Below are 15,028 nucleotides of genomic sequence, written 5' to 3' on the forward strand. Positions count from 1 at the left end.
GGGGGCTCAGGCTAGCGGTGCGGATACGAGGAAGTTCGGGACGCCTGCCCACGCAGGCGTTTCGCCGTGGCGGCCGAAGCAGCTCAGCATGTTGGCCTTGGCGGGAAGGGTGGGCAGGCCCTGCAGCGACGCCAGCAGCTGGCGCAGCGATGGGCCGCTTGCGTCGAGCGCGGCTGCGGTGTCCTGCCACAGCGTGGCTTCGTCGCAGCCGCCCGTGCGCGCCAGGCAGGCGATGAAGTGGCCGATATGGTTGACCAGCACGTAATAGGCAAAGCGATGCAGCGCGGCTTCCTCGGTGTACAGGGCGGGACTGTCGGCATCGAACTGCGCCGCCCAGGCAAAGCGGGCGCGGCTGATGCTGGCGCCTTCCATGTCGCGGACATAGCCGTGCACCGGCCAGCCGCCCGCGAACGCGACCATGCTGTTCTGCAGGTGTGCCTCCAGGCTGACGCCGTGCTCGGCGAACAGGCGCGCCAGCGGCAGCAGCGTGACATCGAGATAGCGCGCCCACCAGCGGCGGATATCCGCCGCGCCGGGTTGATGGCCCAGCGCTTCGCGCAGCAGGCCGTCCAGGATGCCGGCGCCATGCGCGGGCTCCTCCAGCACCGTGGCGAGCACTTGCGCGGCGTCGCCATGCGGGCCGGTCATGCCTTGCCGGAAGATCACCGCGGTGCTCGCGCGCAGCGCGTTGTCGGGCAGGGCCAGCACGGCGTAGCCGGTTTCGGCCAGCACCGTGAAGTGTGCGGACGAACGCGCCGCCTCGGGCAGCATGGCGATGGCGCGGCTGGCATCCAGCGCGCGCCGCACGTGCTCGGGCGGATTGTTGCGGACAAAGTTGGTGATGCGGATATCGAGCGCCAGCTTGAGGAAGCGTTGCTGCTGCGGCAGCCACACCGTGCGTACCGACGAGGTCGGCCAGGCCAGCTCTCCCAGCGGCCCGAGGGAAATCATCGCGCGGCTGGCCAGCAGTGGCTGGATCTCGCTGTGCGCGAGCAGCTGCGTGGCTTGCCAGGGATGGCAGGGCAGCAGGCGGTAGTCGCCCTCCTTGAGCAGGTCCGCGGCGGCCTCCATTGCCGCGGGGTCGATAGGCAGCGGCTGGCCGTCGATGGCGCTGCTCTCCAACTGGTCGCTGGCGACGGCGAAGTAGTGCAGCTGGAAGGCGGCGCCGAGCTCCGGCGCATAGCGTTGCAGCGCATCGTGGCTGAACCCTTCCGACGCCTTCGACGTGGCGTGGAATATGTGCCCGAAGCGCAGCCCCTGCTCGGCAGCGATAAAGCGAGAGGGCGCTTGCCGTGCGGGCGCTTCGCGGTGGTACAGGCGCACCTTCTGGACGCCGTTCTTCATCAGCGTGGCAAAGCGCTCCGGCCAGTCGGTGGCGGCGCTCTGTGGGTAGGCATGCGCGAGCGCCTGGGTGATGGCATCGGCCAGATTCTCGGCGCGGCGCAGCGGGGCGAAGGCGCTGCCGTCGGACAGCACCGCATCCGCGAGCCGGTGGTAGCCGATCGGGGATACGTAGGAGAGCGCAGCAGCCAGCCAGCGGTGGCGGCCGTCGCGATCCGCCAGTGCCAGCACCGCCGGTACCAGCCCCTCGGCACGCCAGCGCGCAAGGGTACTTCTCAGCGCAGCCGGCACCGGGGCCGGAAGGTGCGCGTCAAGGCGGGGATCGACGATGCCGGTCTCGCGGCAGTAGGTGTTGAAGAATTGCTCGATCAGGCGGCGCTCGACGGCGTCGGGAGCGGCGGCATCCCGGTCCGGGCGATGGGCGCGCAGGCGCCCTTGCGGCGCCACGGTGGTCGATGGCAGGAGAGTGGAAAGCATGCAGTTACCTCGCATCAGGGACGGTGGCAAACAACGATGAGCGATCAGGGACGACGAGTGCGGCGGCCAGCGCGAACATGGCGGCGATCAGCCATAACGTGCCCGCCGGGTCGGAGCGTGGCAGCCACGCCATCACCGCCAGCGGCCCGACCAGTTGCCCGGCGGTCATGGCGCTCTTGGCGATGCCGGTGGCGCTGCCGTGCAAACTCGCGGGCAGGCGGGCGCAGCAATAGGACAGCATGGATTGCGCGAGCGCGGCGAACAGCGCGCCCTGCACGACCCGGAGCGCGCCGATCTGCCAGAGCGCATCGGCAAGCGGCAGCAACGCGAGCGCGACGGCGCAGCCGCCGGCGGCCAACATGAATACGCGCACGGTCGTGCCGCGGTCGCTGAGCGCGCCCCACAGCGGGCTGGCGAGCATCGCGGCCAGCCAGCCCAGCGCGTGCAGGAAGCCGGTCTTGCTGCCGAGCAGGGCATCGTACGGGTAGCGCTGCTGCAGGTAGAGCGCGAACACGTTCACCAGCGCGAACGCGCCGGCCTGCGTCAGGCAGCCGGCCAGCAGCCAGCGGCGCAGCGACGCGTCCGCCAGCATGGCGGCGAATCCGCGCGACGAGCCGGCGCCAGGCAACGCCTGTGGCGCCGGCTCGCGCAGCCGCCATGCGAGCAGCAGCGTCAGCACGGCATTGGCCGCGGCCACTGCAAGCAGCATCGGCCGCACCGTCCACCAGTCCTGCAGCACGCCGCCGAGCACGGGACCCAGCAGCGCGCCGGTGGCCACGGCCGATTCCTGCATGCCGAAGGCACGGCCGCGCATGCCGGGCGTGCTGACGCGGCCGATGCAGATGGTCAGCAAGACGCCGACGGCGCTCGCGCCCTGCAACAGGCGGCCGGCCATGAAGCCGGCCACGTGCGTGGACAGCCCCATCAGCAGCAGGCTGGCGGTGAAGGCCGACAACGACAGCAGCAAGGGCCGGCGGTAGCCCCATCGTTCGCACCAGCTGCCGGCGAACGGCGCCAGCAGCAGCGCGCCGACGCCCGGCGCGGCCAGCGCCAGGCTGCTCCAGTGCGCGGCAGCGGGGCCGGCGAGGTCGCGCAGGTAGAGCGGCATGATCGGCACCAGCGTCATCAGGCCCGTCGTCACCACCGCCTGGCCGGCCAGCAGCAGGGCGATGTCGCGCGACGGGCCGGCTTGCGGCGCCGGCGTCATGACGGGACTCCGCTCTCGCGCAGCGGATTGCGCAGGCTGCCGAGCGCGCTGGGCATGCCGGTACTGGCGGTGTCGCGCGCCAGCAGCGGCGCAAGCAATTGCTTGAATGGCCATTCCGGCGCATCCAGCAGCGCGGTCCGCGCAATCTCTGCGGTCCGGTTGCCGGTACCGGCGGCCAGCAATCGGGCGATCTCCTCGCGCAGGATGCGCCAGCCCGTGCGCTCGTCGCTGTCGAAGGCCACGGCGATCGCGGCGGCGATGGCGTACAGGTTGACCTCGATCGCCAGCGTTTGGAAGTACGCGAGCAGTTGCGCCGGCGCATCGAGCATCAGCGTATTCGGCGTGGCGGTGTCCACGGCGTACGCGGGCACGTCCGCGCCGGCCTCTGCGAGCAGGGACGGGCAGATGCGCAGCGTGTCGTGATCGCGCAGCAGCAGCGCCCGCGGGCCTGGCTCGCCGACCACCAGCACGACGTTCTGCCCATGCAGCTCGGGCATGACGCCGTTGGCAAAGCAACGCAGGCCGGTTTCGAGCAGCAGGGCCGCGATGCACCGGAATGCCGCCCAGGCCTCGTCGGCATCGGTGCAGGACAGCCGGCGCAGCGCCGGCAGGTCGTTGCTGGCGGTCAGCGCCGCGCACGCCGCCATGGGCAACAGCCACGTGCCAGCCGCCAGGTCGCCGGGGTAGCGCCTGAGCACGCAGGCGAGCTCGCCCGGCTCAGCGATCAGCGAGTCGTGCTGGCGCAGTGCCCACCAGTCGCGCTCGTCGCAAAGCAGCAGGTGCTGGCCGAGCCAGGGATCGCGCGCCCGCAGCTGCGCCAGGCATTGTTGCGCGAGCGCACCGTTGTGCAGGTAGCGCGCGGGCAGGGTGCGCCTGGCCCCCAGTGCCTGCACGCCCAGCGACAGCTTGAGGTGGAGCTCGGGCCGGCCATGCATGACGAGCGAGCGCAGTGAGGCGGTCGGGTAGGCCGCACCGATGCCGCTACCGAGGTCGATGCATGGCGCTTGCCCGCTGGCGGCGGCGTGGGCCTGCTGCTGCCATTGCCACGGGTGCACCGGCATCCACAGGTAGCCGCGCTGCGCGCCGGCGGCTTCCGCGCGTGCCACCAGGCGGTCGAGTTCGTCGGGCGGCAGCAGCGAGCGGGCCAGCGGTTGCGCTGACGCTTCCATCGCCGAACCGGTCCGGAGCCGGTGTAACGGCACGGCAATCCAGTGCAGCCATATGGGCTGGCCGGATTCCGCGTCGAAGCCGGCGTGCGGCCCGGCCGCATCGCCCCAGGCCTTGGCGCGAGCGAGCGGATGGAAAGGGCGGTCGCGCAGGCAGCAAACCGCCTCCCACGACAGTAGCGAGCGCGGCGCCGCCGCAAGGCGATCCAGGATGGCCGGCTCGTGCGCAAGCGTGCGCGCGGCTTGCGCCTCGGCCAGCGCGAACAGCGTCTGCAGGCGCCCGCTGCGGCCGGGCCACCAGTCCGCCGACTGCAAGGCTTCCAACGCCGCGGCGGCGCCGAGCGGCATGGCGCTGCCGTCGCGTTGCAGGACGACGGGCGGCCTGTCATCGCCGGCGCCAAGCTGCAGCGGCCGGGGGCCGTCGAGGCGGCGGCCAAGCCAAAGCAGCGTGCCGGCCGTACCCAGGTCGACGGCGAGCGCGGCCAGCGGCGTGTCGTCAGCGGCTACCAGCCGGCAGTGCTCGCGCATGCCGTACAGGTTCTCCTGCCATAATGCGTCCAGCAGGTCCTGCGCCAGCATCCGCTCGCGTACGGGGTGGTGTGGCAGCACCGTCATAGCAGGGGCAGGCGCACGCCGACGCCGCGCTGCAGCGCAAGCTGGTAGAAATGGCGCGCGCACACCATATCGTCCAGCGCCATGCCCATCGGGTTAAGCAGGATGATCTCGTCGTCGCGCTCGCGCCCCGGCTTCGCGCCGATCACGATCTCGCCCAGCTCGGCATGCAGCTGCTCGCGGCTGAAGCGGCCTTCCAGCACCAGTTGGTTGATGATCTTCTTCTCGCGGTTGGACTGGTCCCAGTCGTCCACCACCACCTTGTCGACCTTCTCATAGACGTCCTTGTGCACGTCCATGATCGAGACGTTGGCGACAAAGGCTCCGGGCTTGAGCCAGGCATGCTCCAGGTACGGCGCATCCGCAACCGTGCAGGTGACGGTCACGTCGGCGGCACGCACCGCCGCCTCGGCGCTGGCCGACAGCTCCCAGCCAACCGCCGGGAAGCGCGCGCCCAGCTGGCTGCGCATCGCCTGCATTGCGTCGCGCGACAGATCGAACAGGTGGATGCAGCGGATGCCCGGGAACTGCTCCAGCAGCGTCTGCAGCTGCATGCGCGCGATCGGGCCGCAGCCGATACAGGCCACGTCGGTAAAGCTCGCGCGCGCCAGGTGGCGCGTCGCCACCGCGGTGATGGCCGCGGTGCGCATGCCGCTGATCAGGCCGCCTTCCATGATGGCGACCGGATAATTGGTCTGGGCGTCGTTGAGCACGATCACGGCGCTGGCGCGTTCCAGACCATGGCGCTGCGGGTTGTGCTGGCGGCTGCCGATCCACTTGATGCCGGCGACCGGGTTGTCGCCGCCGACGTAGCAGGGCATCGCAATGATGCGGTCGGCGATATGGTCGGCGCCGGCCCAGCGCAGGTAAGGCTTGAGCGGCTGCACGCATTCGTCGCGCGCATGCAGCGCCAGGCCTTCGGCAATAGCCTGAACAAAGGCGTCGGAATGGTCGGCGCCAAGGGCGATCAGGTCGGCGCGGCTGAGGTAGCGCAGCTCGGCAGCGGGGGTCTGGATGGGGGCGTTCATGCGGTCACTCCGTGTGCAGGGATGGACGATTGCGCGGCAGCCGAAGCCGTGTGCGCGCGATGGATGGCGGCGACGCGTTCCAGCCACGCGTCGTCGTAGACGGTGTCGAGATAGCGTTCGCCGCGGTCAGGAAACAGGGTGAGGATGCGGGGCGGGCGTGCGCTGCGTGGCAGGTCCTGCAACAGGCGGCCGATCGCGGCGACCACCGCGCCGGACGACCCGCCGGCAAAGATGCCTTCCTGCGCCAGCAGGCGCCGGCAGCCGAGGGCCGCCGCGTGGTCGTCCACATGGATGACCTGGTCGATTTCTTCGCGGCACAGCAGCTCCGGCACGCGGCTCGCGCCGATGCCCGGCAGCTCGCGGCTGGCCGGCGGGTGGCCGAACAGCACCGAGCCGGCGGCGTCCACGCCCACCACCTTCAACGCGGGCCACGCCTCGCGCAGGCGGCGCGCGATGCCATGCACCGTGCCCGAGGTACTCACGCCGAGCACCAGCACGTCGACCGGCCGGTCGAACTGGCGCAGGATTTCCTCGCCTTCGCCGTGGTAATGGCTTTCCCAGTTGCGCGGATTGCCGTACTGGTTGATCCAGACCGCATCCGGCAGGTCGCGCAGCATCTGCCGCACGCGCGCGATACGCGTTTCCAGGTAGCCGCCCTGGCTGTCCTTCTCGGTCACCAGCTCAATCCCGGCGCCATAACAGCGCAGGATCGTCAGATTGGTCTGCGAGATCTTGGGGTCGACCACGGCGGTGAAGCGCAGTCCCTTCAGCCGGCATACCATGGCCAGCGCGATCGCCAGGTTGCCCGACGAGCTTTCGACGATGTGGGCGTTGGCGCCGAAGGTGCCTTCGGCGAGGCCCTTTTCGATGATGTAGCGGGCAGGGCGGTCCTTGACGCTGCCGGCGGGATTGAATAGCTCCAGCTTGGCAAAGACCTCGGCCCCGGTGTCCCCGAACAGGCGGCGCAGATGGACCACGGGTGTCCCGCCGATACTCTCGATGATGCTGTTGCAAACCATGGCTTACCCCTCATTCGATGTTGCCCGGCACCGTGCCTGGGCAATTTGTATCGCTTTGTAAATGATAATTATTTACATATGAGCTTAAAAAAATGCCGGCCGAGGATGGTCCCGACAAGGCCATCGCCGTCCGGCGGCTGCTTTACCAGCGGTGCTGGTACATCGCGGTCAGCGTGATGCCCGCAGCCGGCAGGCGGCTGGTGTTGTTGCTGTTGCGCATCAGCTGGCTGTACAACGGGTAGTAGTAGCGGTTGAACAGGTTCTCAATCCCCACCGTGATCGTGTCCTTCTTGCTGACCTGGTAGCGGCTGATCAGGTCGACGGTGGTGTAGCTGCTGACCTCGCGCCGCCCGAAGCTGTTCTGGTCGTTGAGGCGGTAGTCGCGGCCGCCGTAGTAGGTCACCTGCAGGCGGTTGCTCCACGTGCTGATCGGCCGGTACTGGACGTAGGCGGTCAGCTTCAGCGGCGGTATGCGGTAGCCGGTCATGTTCTGGAAGCTGCTGCTGCCTTGCGGCTGCTCGCGGCCGTTGATCCAGGTAAACGTGCCGCCCGCGCCCCAGGTCTCACTGTCGCTCAGGTAGTCGGCGGAAGCCTCCACGCCCGCGATGCGTTCCTTGGTGCGGGTCAGTATCAGGCCGTTGTTGAAGCTCTGCACGTCGCCCAGTTGCGAGGTGGTGTAGAACAGCGCCAGGCTCGCCATCGTATTGCCGAACGCGCCGCGCCAGCCGATTTCATAGTTGTTGGTCTTGACCGGCTCCAGGCTGGACGAATTGATATCGAAGCCCGGGCGCGCATTGCGGATCTGAAGGCCGATATCGGGCAACTGGAAGCCCTGGCCGAACGAGGCATAGAACTCCTGGTTCTTCACCGGCGCGTACGCACCGCCGATATTGAACAGCCACGCGCCATAGTTGACCGTGCCGCCCTTGACCGCGACCGGGTTGCTGACCTTCGATTGCGACAGCGGCACGAAGTCGTCGAAGCTGGCGTTGGCGCGCTCGTAGCGCACGCCGCCCTCCATCGACCATTGCTCGTTGAACTTGTGCTGCAGCTGCCCGAAGACGCCGCCGCTGCGGGTGGCCAGCGGCGGCATGTAGGTCAGCGAACCGGTCTTGTTGAAGACCAGGCCGCCGCTCTGGTCATAGGTGCGCGGATCGAACACATCGAGCGGCATGTCGCTGCGCTCCTGGTTGTAGTCCGCGCCCCACAGCAGCTTGGTCTTCTTGTCCGCGCCCAGCGGGGTGCTGATGGTCAGGCGCCCGCCAAATACATCGCTGTTCTGGCTGACCTGGTCCACGTTGCCGCCACGCGTGGCCACCGCGCGCGCATCGAACGGCGGGAAGCGGGTGAAGTAGTCGCGGTAGTAGATCTGGGTGGACACGGTGCTGCCGAGCAGGTCCAGGTTCTGGTAGCCCAGGTTGACGACGGTGTTGCGCAGCTCGTTCTGGTTTTCGAGCTGCAACCCCTTGATCGCGCGCGCGGCCGCGGTGCCAGGCGGCAGCTTGGCCACCGAGGGATCGGAGGCGTAGTTGGTGTTCTGCTTGGCCTGGTACTGGCTCACGCTCAGTTCGATGCGCTGCTGGCTGTCGATGCGCCAGCCCAGCTTGCCGCTCACGTTGTAAACGTTGGAATCGAACAGGTCACCCTGGCTCGGCTCCGGCGCGATGCGGTGTCCGTGGGCGTCATAGGGGCTGCCGATATGCTGCGCGCCCAGGTGGAACGCGTAGTCGATCGGCCCCTGGCTGCCGGAGAAGTGCTGCTGGACATTGGCGCTGAGCCCCTCCTTGCTCAGCCGCGTCAGCGGGGTGCCCAGCGTCACGGTGGTATCCGCGCTGGGCGGGCCACCCGCAGGCCGCGTGGTGATCGCGATGATGCCGCCGTTGGCGCCGGCGCCGTAGATTGCGCTGCTGCCACGCATGACCTCGATCTTCTCGATATTGCTGGGATCGATGGTGGCGAGGTTGCGCGCCGAATCCCGGTTGGTGTTGAGCGGAATGCCATCCACCAGGATCAGCGTGCCGCGGCCGCGCAGCGTCTGGCCGAAGTCTGTGACCGTGCGGCTGGAGTCCGCCATGCCCGGGATCAGCTTGCTCAGCATGGTCGCGAGATTGTTGGAACCCACCTTCAGTTCCTCGATTTCCTCGCGTTCCAGCACCGTTACCTGGCGCGTCGGGCTGACGAGGTCGCTCTTGATCCGGTCGACCCTGACCTCCACCGCATTCAGCTCGCCACCGTCGGCCTTGGCAGGCGGGCTGTCCTGCTTTGTGCTCGCACCGGATGTGCCGGTTTGCGCGACGGCGGACGCGGCGGCCATTGCCTGCGCCTCGGACAGCAGCGGAGTGCCCGCGCCGATGGCGGCCACAAGAAGAGCGAGCGGACGTACCCGGCAGCGGCCGGCCGGCCCCGCCAGGGTGACTGAGCGTGTTGCGGTTTGCATGGTGATGGTCAGGCCAACGTAGTGATGTGCGAAATGTGCTGTAATAGAACTCCGTGAATTGTAATAGTAATGATTCGCATTAACAATAAATTGTGGAGGAATCTGAATTTTCGTCTGGTGTGCCGGGAAACCGGCTCGGATGTGTCTTGGAACCCGAGACAGGTTCCAAGGGCCGGGCCGTGCCTGAGAGCACGGCCCGGGGCGCGGCAGGCTCGTTCGCCATCCGCGCTCGATGGCGGCGGTATGCCAGCCTTACTTGCGCCCGGCCAGCGCCTTCTGGATGGCCGCTTCGGTCTCGGCGTAACTCCCTTCGCCAAAGTGCTTGTAGACCACGGTGCCGTTGGCATCGACCAGGTAGAGCGCCGGCCAGTACTGGTTGCGCCAGGCGTTCCAGGTGGCATAGGCGTTGTCCTGCGCGACCGGGTAGCGGATATCGAAGCGCTTGAGCGCTGCCTGCACGTTGGCGGTGGACTTCTCGAAGGGGAACTCCGGGGTGTGGACGCCGACCACAACCAGGCCCTTGTCGCGGTATTTGTCGTACCACTGCCGCACATGGGGCAGCGTGTTGATGCAGTTGATGCAGCTGTAGGTCCAGAAATCGACCAGCACGACCTTGCCGCGCAGCCCGGCAACGGTCAGCGGTTCAGCGTTGAGCCACTTGTCGATGCCGGTGAATTCAGGCGCCTTGCCATAGTCGGCAGGGGCGGCGGCTGCATACTGGGCGGCAACGATGGCGGTGGTGGCCAGCAGGGTACGAAGGAAGCGGTGCATGGTTCAGGCTCCAGGTTGGGAGGCAGGGAAAAGGGAGGTCAGCCAGGCGACGGCAAGCGTGTCGTACTGGAAGTACATGGCGATGGCGGTCGCCACCACCAGCACGCCGAAGGCTTGCTGCAGCCGGTGCGTGTGACGGGCCAGGCGGCGCACGTGAGTGGTGGCGAACTGGCCGCCATAGGCAATGCCCAGCATCGGGATGGCCGCGCCAGCCGCGAACAGCGCCAGCAGCCCGGCGGCGCGATGCAGGTCTTGCGCCTTGGCCACCAGCGCGAGGATCGACGCCAGCACCGGCCCGGCGCACGGGGTCCATACCGCGCCCAGCGTCATGCCCAGCACAAAGCCGCCGGCCACGCCGGTGCCGGTCCGGCCGCCGGCGCCCGCCAGGCGGTCGACCACGCCGGCGAACGGGGCCGCCAGGCGCTCGAAGCCCGCCGGCCAGAGCCGCGCCAGGCCGGCGCCCAGCAGGAACAGGATGGCCGCGTTGCGCACCACGCCCGGGGCTTCGCTGAAGGCGCTGGACAGCGCGCCGAAGACAATGCCCAGCGCGGAAAAGGCGCTGACGAAGCCAAGCGCGATCGCCAGCGGGCGCAGCCGGCCGGATTCGCCCACCGAGCCGGCGAGCAGCATGGGCAGCACCGGCAGCACACAGGGCGAGGCAATGGTCAGCACGCCTGCGGCAAAGGCAAGGAAGGCGTCGATCATGGGCGGCCCCCGTTGGCGTGCGCGGTGCCGTAGCAGGCACGATGGCAGGGGCGGGGCGGCGGATGGATGGACATGGCGGAGAACTCCCGGTGTTGGCGATAGACGCATTCCACCGTCCGCACGTATCCCGGCTGTTTCCGCTTCCGGGCATCCGTGCAATCTTTCATGTCTGCAGCGGCCCGGGATACAGAGCGAAACATAGTAGCGCCGCACCCGCCGCACGGTGACCGCACCGGGCGTGCCAACGCGGTGCCGCCGCTTCAGCGGCTGCCGTGGAGCTCGAGGTATTCCGTGAATTCGTCGCGCACGACGGCTTCAATGCGGGCGAGCTCGTCGTCCGTGATGTCTTCGAACAGCTTGCGCTTGCGCCTGGACAGCTCGCCGTGGTTCTGGACGATCAGGTCGATCAGGTTCGACAGGCGTGACTGGCGCAGGTCGAGCCAGCTTTCCAGGCGTGTGACGCTGGCATCGTAAGCGCGCAGGTACTGGATCTCCTGCGCAAGGTCTTGCTCGACGCACTGCTCAATGCATTCGAAGACGAATTCGCACAGCGCTGTCGCATCAAAGGATGCGTAAAGCCAGCCGGGCTGTGGCGACTTGATCAGGATCGTGTCGCTGTCCGAATCCAGCGCGTAGTTGAGCAGGGCCGTCCGCGGGGCGGAATAGGACTTCAGCAGGGCGGCATAGGTATCGATCTGCTTGAGCATCCGCGCCGACACCGGCAGCACTACGCCATCGGGCGTGACACCGGCCTGGCGCAGCAAATGGTGGATGAGGAACCGATGGAGCCGGCCGTTGCCGTCGTAGAACGGGTGGGCGAAGACAAAGCCAAACGATACGCACGTCGCGGCCACGATCGGGTTTGCCGCCTGTGCAGCGACTAGGCCCGCCACCGCGGCAATCCCGTCCATCATCGCGCCAAGCTGCTCGGGCGGCGGGGGAATATAGTCCGCGATGTTGCGCATGCGCCCGCCGCGGGACAGCCAGTTCTGCTTGTCGCGGTAGGAGAATTCAGCGCGCAGCCCCGAGATGATTTCGTTCTGCCACTCGCACAGCTGCTCTTCGGTAAGCGGGGCGGGATTGCCGGCGTACTCCAGCAGTCGCCTGAACTTGGCGACCCGCTGGTTATCGGGGATCTCGTGCTCGATGGAGTAGGTCGATCGAGTTTCCGCGATGTAGAGGTAGTCCACCGCGCGCGCCAGCAACTCTGGCTCGAGCCGCTTGATGGCCGCGGCCACGCGGCCGGGGAGGTCGGCGGCAATGTACTGCGCCAGCTTCTCGGTGCGGCGCACTAGGGGGCAAAACGCGGCCGGGCCAAGGTGGTTGTTCTGGATGCCGAACTGCAGGTCCGGCGTTGCCGGGCCGGTCAGGTAGTGGGTCTCGTCCAGCGCCAGTACCCTGGGCGCCCCGGCCGGCAGCTTGTAGTCGAATTGCGCCCCGGCCAGCCATTTGGCATAGAACGCGCTCAGCCTCGCATAACGGGAGGTCGGGGTGGCCGCCAGCCACTCGCGTACAGCCTGCACCGCTTGCGCATGCTCGAACAGCGCCGCCAGCACGGTCAGGTCCAGGTGCTCCTTCTTCAGCGCGAACGTCAGGTGGTCCACGGTCGTGTCGGCGCCGCGGTAGCGGTTCCTTGGGTACACGGTGCGCGTGGTGCCGTCCGGTCCGGTGTGCGTGCTGAGGACCCCGGTCTTGTCGGCGAGAGCGGACGTCGAGCGCAGCGGCGGGACGCGCAAGCCGAACTTGCGGATAAGCGCATCGTAGCCTAGTGGCGCATGAGACATATGAAGTCGCAATCCTTGGGTGCGGGTTTGCCCGGAGCTTACCAGAGTTTCTACAGAACTTACCAAAACATCTACTTGATTACCAAATGCTTTCCATTCTATCTATAGCGATGGACGGGCAACCTGATCGCCGGGCTTCCCAGGAGTTCTACAGGACTTACCGTTTCGTCTACTCTCGGGGGTAGCCTGGATGATCATGTCTACAGGGCTTGCCTTCCGACCCGGGTAGCGGTGCCTCTGGTCGCCTGCAAATCGAAACCCATCATGACAAAAATGCCATCTTCTGAATCGGCCAAAATGGCGTTCAGGGTGTTTCGGTAAATCCGTCAGGGTTTTCGAGGGTTTCTGGCCGCTGCCCGGCAATAGGCATTTTTATTTGTTTATCTGGCTCGAATAATCGCCTATAACTGCATCTACATGCTGCGGCTGATGTCACGCATCATGCCTACGCCCGCCAGGCTTGCCTGCGGGCATTTTTTTTGGGGACGCGAGGATGCTGTTTGTACGGTATTAATCGATCTGATTTATTTCGTTCATCATTCGACGCAGTCAAAATCATGACATTTCTGTAATCATGACATTTTTGTAATCATGCTGACTGACCGGTGGGTGGACTTCCGGGCATTACAAATTCGTAATGATTAAATTTAAGTCCTTTTCCTCATTCATTCAAAACGAACGCTCATCTATCGGCGGCGATTCGCCTAGAAGCGGCTCCAGCAAAGGGTTTCATGGGCATCGGGTGGCGCCTGGCGACGCCTTTCTCCGGGGGCGATGATGCATATTCAGCGTGAATATCCGGTGCCGATCCTTCCTCGTCATAAATTCAGTGAAAACCCTGCCATCCCTTTCTCTTGACTTGCTTGATATATCACATACTGTGTATCCCATCGCCACTCCGAACTTGAAGAGGGGTGAGGGCGGAGACCTCAGGTCGGCGTCGGAATAAGAGGCAAATAAATGCCAATGACACAGGAGACATGAAATGCCAGCAGCCACCCTTATGCTGAGGCGCAGCGCGTCCGCATACCCGCCCGCACCCCCGCAATTGAATGGTCAAAAGATTCAAGGAGCGCGAAAATGAATAATCCATCGGCAGCGCTGGGCGCTAAGCGCCAGGTCCCGGAAGGCACACGCTGGCTGCAATTGATTGTCGGCGTGGTCTGCATGATCGCCACCGCCAATATCCAGTACGCCTGGACCTTGTTCGTCCCTGAGATCCAGGGCACCTACGGCTGGTCGCGCGCCAGCATCCAGATCGCCTTCACCGTTTTCGTCCTTGTGCAGACCTGGTTGGCGCCGATCGAAGGCTATTTCATCGACAAGTTCGGCCCGCGCATGATGGTTGCCTTCGGCGCGGTCTTCATCGGCGCGGCATGGTGCATCAATTCCCAGGCCACTACCCTGATGGGCTTCTACGTCGGCGCAGCCGTTGGCGGCCTTGGCGTGGGCTCGATCTACGCCACCTGCATCAACAACGCGCTCAAGTGGTTCCCTGACCGCCGTGGCCTTGCGGTGGGCCTGACCGCGGGCGGTTACGGCGCCGGCTCCGCGGCGACGATCCTGCCCATCGCGGCCATGATCGAGTCGCAGGGCTTCCAGCACACCTTCCTGTTCTTCGGCCTGCTGCAGGGCGGGCTCGCCTTTGTCGCGGCGTGGTTCCTGCGCGCACCAAAGGGTAGCGAGGTGAGGGCATCGCAGAAGCTGGTCCAGGCCACGCGCGACTACACGCTCAAGGAAGCGATGTCCACCAGGCTGTTCTGGCTGATGTTTGTGATGTTCATCCTGGTCGTCACCGGCGGCATGATGGCCGTGGCCCAGCTTGGCGTCATCGCCAAGGACCTAGGCGTGAAGGAGTTCAAGGTCGACCTGCACTTCTTCGTGATGGCCGCACTGCCGCTCGCGCTGATGCTCGACCGGATCATGAACGGCATCTCGCGTCCGCTGTTCGGCTGGATTTCGGACAACATCGGCCGTGAGAAGACCATGGTCATCGCCTTCACCCTGGAAGGCCTTGGCATCATCGCGCTCGGCTACTTCGGCAGCAACCCGTACGCCTTCCTGATCCTGTCGGGCGTGGTGTTCCTGGCCTGGGGCGAGGTCTACTCGCTGTTCTCGGCACTTGCCGGCGATGCCTTCGGCACCAAGCACATCGGCAAGATCTACGGCGTGCTCTATACGGCCAAGGGCATCGGCGCACTGTTCGTGCCGGTCGGCAACCTGATGATGGAGGCGAGCGGCACCTGGTCGACGGTGCTCTACACGGTTGCGGCCATGGACCTGACCGCGGCCTTCCTGGCGATCATGGTCTTGCGGCCGGTGCTGGCCAGCCATGTTGCCACCTCCAGGAGTCTTTTCTCGAAGGAGACGGCGGCGGCGGGGACGCAAGTGCCAGCCTGACGGACAGGTCCGCAGGCGTTTCGCGGCAAGACGGGCGGGCATCTTCGGAAGCCCGCCTTTTCGTTTACCAGGGACTCGGCA

At 66.5% G+C, this 15,028-nt stretch carries 10 protein-coding genes; 1 reads left to right on the plus strand and 9 read right to left on the minus strand.

What is annotated here, in order from left to right; translation table 11 throughout:
- Positions 1-6 precede the first annotated feature (6 nt).
- From AC3WL8_RS06935 to AC3WL8_RS06975, 9 genes are all read right to left on the minus strand, one after another.
- Positions 7-1,818, minus strand: coding sequence for an IucA/IucC family protein (locus AC3WL8_RS06935; RefSeq protein ID WP_153953520.1), 1,812 nt, complete (start codon positions 1,816-1,818; stop codon positions 7-9).
- Positions 1,819-1,822: 4 nt separating this feature from the next.
- Positions 1,823-3,025, minus strand: coding sequence for an MFS transporter (locus tag AC3WL8_RS06940; RefSeq protein WP_153953521.1), 1,203 nt, complete (start codon positions 3,023-3,025; stop codon positions 1,823-1,825).
- Positions 3,022-4,506: an IucA/IucC family protein gene (locus tag AC3WL8_RS06945; RefSeq protein ID WP_492378075.1), complete on the minus strand. Its 1,485-nt coding sequence runs from the start codon at positions 4,504-4,506 to the stop codon at positions 3,022-3,024. Before AC3WL8_RS06945 ends, AC3WL8_RS06940 begins: the two co-directional genes overlap by 4 nt.
- A gap of 296 nt (positions 4,507-4,802) precedes the next feature.
- Entirely contained in the window at positions 4,803-5,831 is a 1,029-nt protein-coding gene (gene sbnB, locus AC3WL8_RS06950; protein WP_211981573.1) for a 2,3-diaminopropionate biosynthesis protein SbnB, read from the minus strand.
- On the minus strand, positions 5,828-6,850 hold the full coding sequence (gene sbnA / locus AC3WL8_RS06955; RefSeq protein ID WP_492378045.1) for a 2,3-diaminopropionate biosynthesis protein SbnA: 1,023 nt from the start codon (positions 6,848-6,850) through the stop codon (positions 5,828-5,830). The genes sbnB and sbnA overlap by 4 nt, the downstream gene beginning before the upstream one ends.
- A 142-nt stretch (positions 6,851-6,992) precedes the next feature.
- Complete coding sequence (locus AC3WL8_RS06960) at positions 6,993-9,287, minus strand: TonB-dependent receptor (protein WP_013953136.1); 2,295 nt, start codon at positions 9,285-9,287, stop codon at positions 6,993-6,995.
- A gap of 252 nt (positions 9,288-9,539) precedes the next feature.
- Positions 9,540-10,058 (minus strand): thioredoxin family protein, encoded by a 519-nt coding sequence (locus AC3WL8_RS06965; protein ID WP_013953135.1) that lies wholly within the window; start codon positions 10,056-10,058, stop codon positions 9,540-9,542.
- 3 nt (positions 10,059-10,061) lie between these two features.
- A complete protein-coding gene (locus tag AC3WL8_RS06970; RefSeq protein WP_013953134.1) occupies positions 10,062-10,763 on the minus strand; it encodes a cytochrome c biogenesis CcdA family protein in 702 nt (233 codons plus the stop codon).
- Positions 10,764-11,023: 260 nt separating this feature from the next.
- Entirely contained in the window at positions 11,024-12,547 is a 1,524-nt protein-coding gene (locus tag AC3WL8_RS06975; RefSeq protein WP_492378046.1) for a Fic family protein, read from the minus strand.
- Between the two features lie 1,080 nt (positions 12,548-13,627).
- Here AC3WL8_RS06975 and oxlT point away from each other — a divergent pair.
- Positions 13,628-14,947 (plus strand): oxalate/formate MFS antiporter, encoded by a 1,320-nt coding sequence (gene oxlT, locus AC3WL8_RS06980; protein WP_211981571.1) that lies wholly within the window; start codon positions 13,628-13,630, stop codon positions 14,945-14,947.
- The last annotated feature ends 81 nt before the right edge of the window (positions 14,948-15,028 follow it).

The sequence above is a fragment of the Cupriavidus sp. FW305-F7 genome (genome assembly GCF_058782875.1).

What these genes read in the sequence shown, in the direction of transcription:
- AC3WL8_RS06935 (WP_153953520.1), bottom strand. Translation starts at nt 1,818, where the DNA reads ATGCTTTCCACTCTCCTGCCATCGACCACCGTGGCGCCGCAAGGGCGC.
- AC3WL8_RS06940 (WP_153953521.1), bottom strand. Translation starts at nt 3,025, where the DNA reads ATGACGCCGGCGCCGCAAGCCGGCCCGTCGCGCGACATCGCCCTGCTG.
- sbnB (WP_211981573.1), bottom strand. Translation starts at nt 5,831, where the DNA reads ATGAACGCCCCCATCCAGACCCCCGCTGCCGAGCTGCGCTACCTCAGC.
- sbnA (WP_492378045.1), bottom strand. Translation starts at nt 6,850, where the DNA reads ATGGTTTGCAACAGCATCATCGAGAGTATCGGCGGGACACCCGTGGTC.
- AC3WL8_RS06960 (WP_013953136.1), bottom strand. Translation starts at nt 9,287, where the DNA reads ATGCAAACCGCAACACGCTCAGTCACCCTGGCGGGGCCGGCCGGCCGC.
- AC3WL8_RS06965 (WP_013953135.1), bottom strand. Translation starts at nt 10,058, where the DNA reads ATGCACCGCTTCCTTCGTACCCTGCTGGCCACCACCGCCATCGTTGCC.
- AC3WL8_RS06970 (WP_013953134.1), bottom strand. Translation starts at nt 10,763, where the DNA reads ATGATCGACGCCTTCCTTGCCTTTGCCGCAGGCGTGCTGACCATTGCC.
- AC3WL8_RS06975 (WP_492378046.1), bottom strand. Translation starts at nt 12,547, where the DNA reads ATGTCTCATGCGCCACTAGGCTACGATGCGCTTATCCGCAAGTTCGGC.
- oxlT (WP_211981571.1), top strand. Translation starts at nt 13,628, where the DNA reads ATGAATAATCCATCGGCAGCGCTGGGCGCTAAGCGCCAGGTCCCGGAA.